Origin of the sequence: Chitinophaga sp. (assembly GCF_036566945.1) — a bacterium.
Classification (GTDB): domain Bacteria; phylum Bacteroidota; class Bacteroidia; order Chitinophagales; family Chitinophagaceae; genus Chitinophaga.
On record NZ_DATCVJ010000263.1, the window covers coordinates 1 to 6,126 of the forward strand.

Here is a 6,126-nt window from a genome sequence, read left to right on the forward strand (position 1 = left end):
ATGATAAAAAGAGAAGTGATAAAAAGAGAGCAGAAAAGGTATAAAAAGAGAAAAGAGCCAAACGGAAGATTCCGCTGACTCTTTCTACTTACTAACCCATTAAATTCAGGTCTAAATTACAAAATGGCTTCAGAATAAAAAAGTTTATTTAATTGATGTGAATAACTTTTGAGCTATTTGCCTGATCTAACAAAGTGGCTGCCATCGCTTGTTTCAGGGGTTGTTTTTATCTAATATTACTTTCATTGGGGCCTCGTAAAATGTTGATAAATAGGGTTGATGTTGATGATTTTTGCATATAAAAAAAACGTAATAATATACATTTTTTTAAATGACAAACAGACGCTTTTTTCGCAAAAAAAATAATTTTAGCGCCAAAATGACAGTGTTAAATTTATAATTTTAAGACAAAAGGAAGGGATGGCAGACAAGTGCTAAATAAAACTTAAAAGGAGGGATCTGGTGAGATATTTGCGCCTCCTTTTTACCAAATTTTATATAATATGACACCTGGAATCATGTTTTTATCGCTGATTTTTGTGGGGATCAGTATGCTGGTAAGCTACGTACTCAAGAGTAAGTTCCAGGCTTACAGCCAAATACCCACCTCTTCCGGTCTTACCGGAAAGCAGATTGCAGATAAGATGTTGAAAGACAATGGAATATATGGCGTTCAGGTCCGGGAAACGGAAGGCTTTCTGTCCGATCACTATAATCCGGCCGACAAAACCGTTAACCTCAGTCCTGACGTGTATAACGGCGCCAACGTAGCCGCCGCTGCAGTAGCAGCCCACGAATGCGGACACGCTGTTCAGCACGCTGCCGCTTATCCTTTCCTTGGTCTCCGGTCCAAATTGGTCCCAATGGTACAGTTCAGCTCTAATATCGTTTCATGGGTATTGCTGGCCGGTATCTTCCTTGTAAACAGCTTCCCGCAGTTACTCCTTGGGGGTATTATCCTTTTTGGAATAACTACCTTATTTGCCCTCGTAACGCTGCCGGTAGAATTTGATGCCTCCCGCAGGGCACTCGCCTGGCTGGATAACAGCCGGATAATGAGAACCGAAGAACATGATAAGGCGAAGAATGCACTGTGGTGGGCCGCCATGACGTACGTGGTCGCTGCGCTGGCTTCTGTAGCAACCCTGTTTCAGTATATTCTCATTTATATGGGAGCCAGAAACAGGAACAATTAGAACAGATATAATATATTCATATGATGAAGGGATGACCATGGTCGTCCCTTTTTATTTTTATCATGTGGTAAATGCTCCTTTAACATTTTGTTAAGAAAGTGGAAATATTTTTATATTTTTAAATCCTGGATGTGAATACAGCCAATTTTAGTGTTATTGCTTGTTGATTAATGTACTGTGAGTGCATTGCTTGTGTTTTTGCTTAATGATAAGGCCCAAAAGTACCTCATCAGCCAAATTTTTATCAAACTGCTGTTCATAATTCAAAATCTAAACTAAGAACCATGTTGCGATTCTACTCGATGGTGGGCATGTTGCTGTTCCTATGCAGCACCTTGACATTTGCCCAGTCAAGACAAATTACTGGTAGGGTTACAGACCAGAAAGATGGTAGCGGCCTGCCTGGCGTTACCGTGAAGGTAAAAGGAACAATGACCGGAACCGTGACTTCATCTGACGGAAATTATAAGCTGGATGTTCCTGAAAAAGGAGCATTCCTGGTGTTTTCCTTTGTTGGTTACAGTGATCAGGAAATAGCGGTAGGTAACCAACAAAGCATCAACGTAGTACTCAGTACAGGTAACAAAGACCTCTCAGAGGTGGTGGTAGTGGGCTATGGTACCCAAAATAAGCGTGACCTGACCGGGTCGGTAAGTAAAATTTCTGCAAAAGAAATAGAAAACCAGCCGGTAGCCAGCTTCGAATCTGCTATCCAGGGTAAAACCCCGGGTGTGGTAATTGAGTCTGGTAGCGGTAAGGTAGGACAGGGTATTAAAGTGCGTATACGCGGTACCTCTTCTATTTCTGCGAATAGCCAGCCGCTTTATGTAGTGGATGGTATGCCGGTGAATTCACTCAGCCAGACGGATGTAAATAACGATCCAACCAACCCCATGGCGGATATTAACCCAAATGACATTGAATCTATCGATGTATTGAAAGATGCTTCGGCCACTGCTATATATGGTGCCCGTGGTTCAAATGGTGTAATCCTGATTACCACTAAAAAAGGAAGATCAGGTGAAAAAACCAAAATTGAACTGAACGCCAGTACCGGCTGGGGAAACCCAACTACCAAAAGAGGGTTCCTGAATGCGAAAGACTATGTAGCACTGCTGCATGAAAGAGCGGCAAATGATGGTAGAACTGCCTTTGAGACAAAGGACCCTAGCTTTACTGCTGATGGCACCCCATTTCCTACAGAGGTTGCGGCGATCGCTTATTTCACAACCAGAGTGGATCGTAGAATGTCACAGTTGGCTTTAGGAAAGGACTTTAACAATCTTGGCTATAGCACTGATTGGGAGAAAGCCCAGTTTAGGAATCCTGCACATTCACAACAGCTGGATTTATCTGCCACTGGTGGTAACGAGAAAACCAAATTCTATGTTTCGGGCTTTTACAATAGCCAGGAAGCCATTGTTGTTAATAACAAATTTGTACGTTATGGTGGCCGTCTGAATTTGGAGCACACTGCTACAGATAAGGTTTCCTTTGGTATGAACTTGAACGTGAGCCGCTCTCAACTGGATCGTGTAAGCAATGATAACACCTTTTCAACGCCCAGCCAGTTGGTAGCACAATCGCCACTGTCACCGTTACGCGACTCCACTGGTGCCATCAACAACAGGACGCTTTATCCCAACGGATTGTTTGATGCACAGTTCAACTCTAACAAGCAGGTTACTTTCCGTACTTTAGGCAATGTATTCCTGAATTATAAAATACTGCCAATACTGTCATTCCGCTCAGAATTAGGTGCAGATATTTCAAGCCTTACAGAAGATCAGTACATAGGCTTACAGTCATCAGATGCTATCGGTAAGGGTGGAGCGTCATCTAACTACCTGCAAAATGTATCGTTGAATACGAATAACTACTTTACACTAACGCCGAAGTTGGGCGAAGATCATAACCTGAGTGTTACTGCCGGTATGAGCTATCTGCAAAATGATTTCTCTACCACGCAGGTTTCAGGAGAGCTGTTCCCGTCAGATATCATCAAAAAACTGGTGGCAGCAGCTTCTATTACCTATGGTAATTCTACTGCTCAACGCTATACTTTCCTGTCTTATTTTGGAAGGGCCAACTATGCTTATAAAGATAAATACCTGGCTTCCCTAAGCGTACGTTCTGATGGCTCTTCACGCTTTGGTCCCAATAACCGATATGGTATATTCCCTGCGGCATCATTGGGTTGGGTAGCTTCTCAGGAAGATTTTCTGAAAGACAACAAAACACTGAATTTCCTGAAACTCCGCGTAAGCTATGGTACAACTGGTAATGCTGAAATCGGAGAGAACAGGTATTTAACATTATTGGAACCAACTTCCTATCCGCAATTACCAGGTTACCGTCCAAGACAAATGGGTAACCCGGATCTGAAATGGGAAAAAACAAAGCAATTTGACGTTGGTTTGGAATTCGGTTTGTTTGATAATCGTTTGAGTGGTGAAGTAGATTATTATAATAAGCAAACGTCAGATTTGTTGTTACAGGCGAACCTTCCTTATACCACCGGTTATGATTTCCAGTACCTGAATATTGGTCACATGGAAAACAAAGGCGTGGAAATTTTGCTGAATAGTGTGAATATCAATTCCCGCAATTTCAAATGGAATACCTCGCTGAACGTTTCTTATAATAAGAACCGCGTAAAAGACATCAAAGGACAGATCATTGAATCTGATGGGGGCGAACAACGTGCAGTAGAAGGAGAGCCTATCGGTGTTTTCTATATGGCCAAATTTGCTGGAGTAGATCCACAAACAGGAGATGCTTTATATATCGATGGTGATGGTAAACCGAATACAGATTTTTCTAAAGCGCAAAGAATGGTGGTTGGTAAATCCAATCCAGATTGGACAGGTGGTATGACAAATACTTTCTCTGCCTATGGATTTGACCTGAGTGCTTTCTTCTCTTTTGTACAGGGGAATAGTATTTTTAACCGTGCAGCTATTTACCAGGATAATGGATTTGCGGGAGGTTATGATAACCAATTAACAGATGTGCTGAAGAGATGGCAGAAGCCTGGTGACATTACCAATGTTCCCCGTTTATCTCTCTATTATGCCGATGGTGGTGCTTCTACTGCTAATAGCCGTTGGATTTATGATGGATCATACATTCGCCTGAAATCACTCACACTTGGCTATACATTGCCCAAGAGCGCGATCAATACATTGAAAATTTCAAGTTTACGTGTATATGTAGCAGGTTATAATTTGTGGACAACAACAAAGTATTTTGGTGATCCTGAAATAAACTCAGATGTACTGGGCAATATTGCGGGTGGTATCGATTACTATACAATACCACAGGCTAAACAGATCACGGTAGGACTGAATGTTAAATTTTAATCTTAAACATGTAAATGATGAAATCATATAAAAAATATATTGCTCCTTTCCTGTTAGCGGTTTCCGTTGCAGGTTTGCCTGCCTGCAATAAAAAACTGGATGTGGCACCGGGATCATACATTGTTCCCGATCAGGTACAAAACGAAAGCGACGTTCGCGCAGAGCTGCTGGGTGCTTATAGCAATTTACAGCATTATGATGCTTACGGTGAGCGTGCTATATTAATCCCAGATTTATTGTCTGACGAAGGAGAATCATCTTTCGTAGGAACATTTTTTACTTACACTCAATACCAGGATAAATCGCAATTGAAAACAAGTTCTATTGCTGAGGGTATCTGGCAGAGAGGATATAAGACCATTAACAACGTAAATATTGTTATTGCAAATATTAATCTGGTTTCTGCAGCAAATAAGACGGCTATGGAAGCAGATGCCAGGTTTATAAGGGGATTGATGTATTTCAATCTATGTAATCTTTTCGGTAAGCCTTACTCCGCTGGAGCTGTTACCACTAATCTGGCAGTACCGTTGATCCTGGAACCTATTATTGCACAAGAAGACTTGCCTAAAGGACTTCAGGCAAGAGCAACAGTAGATGCTGTTCACAAGCAGATAGTAGCTGATTTGGTATTCGCTGCAGCAAATCTTCCTGAAGAAGGTGACAGAGGAAGAGCTTCTAAATATGCTGCTTTTGCGATTCTTTCAAGGGTTTATATGGCAGAAGGTCTTTATAACAAGGCTGCTGAGGCTGCAAACGAAGTAATTCAAAGTGATGCTTTTGGTCTGACCTCAACGTTTGATAAGGCATTTAATAATGCGGTAAACTCTTCTGAGGATATTTTTGCTATTCAGCAAACCAATCAGAGTAATGCCGGTACCGTGAACAACGGAATACAGACATTTTATGGTGGATATGATCCTTACGGTGGTAGGGGAGATATTATCATTGACCTGACTCGCTTACCAGCCTATGAACCGGCCGATTTCCGTGGAACTTTCTTCTATGAAAATTATGGACTGGCGGTGGATGATGGTTTTTATACAGGTAAATGGAGGGATCAATATAAAGTAATCCCTGTAGTACGTTTGGCAGAGATGTACCTCACCCGTGCAGAATCTAATTTGCGTGCCGGAACAAATATCGGTGCAGAACCATTGGATGATGTGAATATGGTAAGAGAAAGATCAAATGCAAGCACGCTGGGAGCAGTTACCCCAGATATAGTGGTAGCTGAGCGTATTAGAGAGTTGTTGTTTGAAGGTGATAAGTTATGGACATATAAACGCCTGAAGAAAAATGTGGGTACTTATACTTATATAGATGACATGCTGGTTCTTCCGATCCCGCAACGTGAAACCGACGTTAATACCAAACTCACCCAGAATCCTGGCTACTAATTTTTCTTAATATAATAGGTCTGAAGCGGGCTTCCCATCACCGGGAAGCCCGCTTTTATTAAATAAAAATTAATAATATTAACAGCCTTTCTTTTTCTGTTAATAACTTTTATACAAATTTTTTATTGAAAATCAATTGATTGCAAAGGTACCTCGGAAAAAAGTGCC

Annotated in this window: 3 protein-coding genes; all 3 read left to right on the forward strand. The window is 41.4% G+C overall.

Features of this window, described 5'->3' with window-relative positions:
• The first annotated feature begins 503 nt into the window (after positions 1-503).
• Positions 504-1,196 (forward strand): zinc metallopeptidase, encoded by a 693-nt coding sequence (locus tag VIP81_RS07755; RefSeq protein WP_331958093.1) that lies wholly within the window; start codon positions 504-506, stop codon positions 1,194-1,196.
• 284 nt (positions 1,197-1,480) lie between these two features.
• On the forward strand, positions 1,481-4,558 hold the full coding sequence (locus VIP81_RS07760; RefSeq protein ID WP_331958095.1) for a TonB-dependent receptor: 3,078 nt from the start codon (positions 1,481-1,483) through the stop codon (positions 4,556-4,558).
• Between the two features lie 14 nt (positions 4,559-4,572).
• The gene (locus VIP81_RS07765; protein WP_331958097.1) at positions 4,573-5,958 is read left to right on the forward strand and encodes a RagB/SusD family nutrient uptake outer membrane protein; all 1,386 of its coding nucleotides are present in this window, start codon (positions 4,573-4,575) and stop codon (positions 5,956-5,958) included.
• Positions 5,959-6,126: the final 168 nt, after the last annotated feature.

Coding starts and splice junctions, on each gene's coding strand:
- VIP81_RS07755 (WP_331958093.1), top strand. CDS start 504: ATGACACCTGGAATCATGTTTTTATCGCTGATTTTTGTGGGGATCAGT.
- VIP81_RS07760 (WP_331958095.1), top strand. CDS start 1,481: ATGTTGCGATTCTACTCGATGGTGGGCATGTTGCTGTTCCTATGCAGC.
- VIP81_RS07765 (WP_331958097.1), top strand. CDS start 4,573: ATGATGAAATCATATAAAAAATATATTGCTCCTTTCCTGTTAGCGGTT.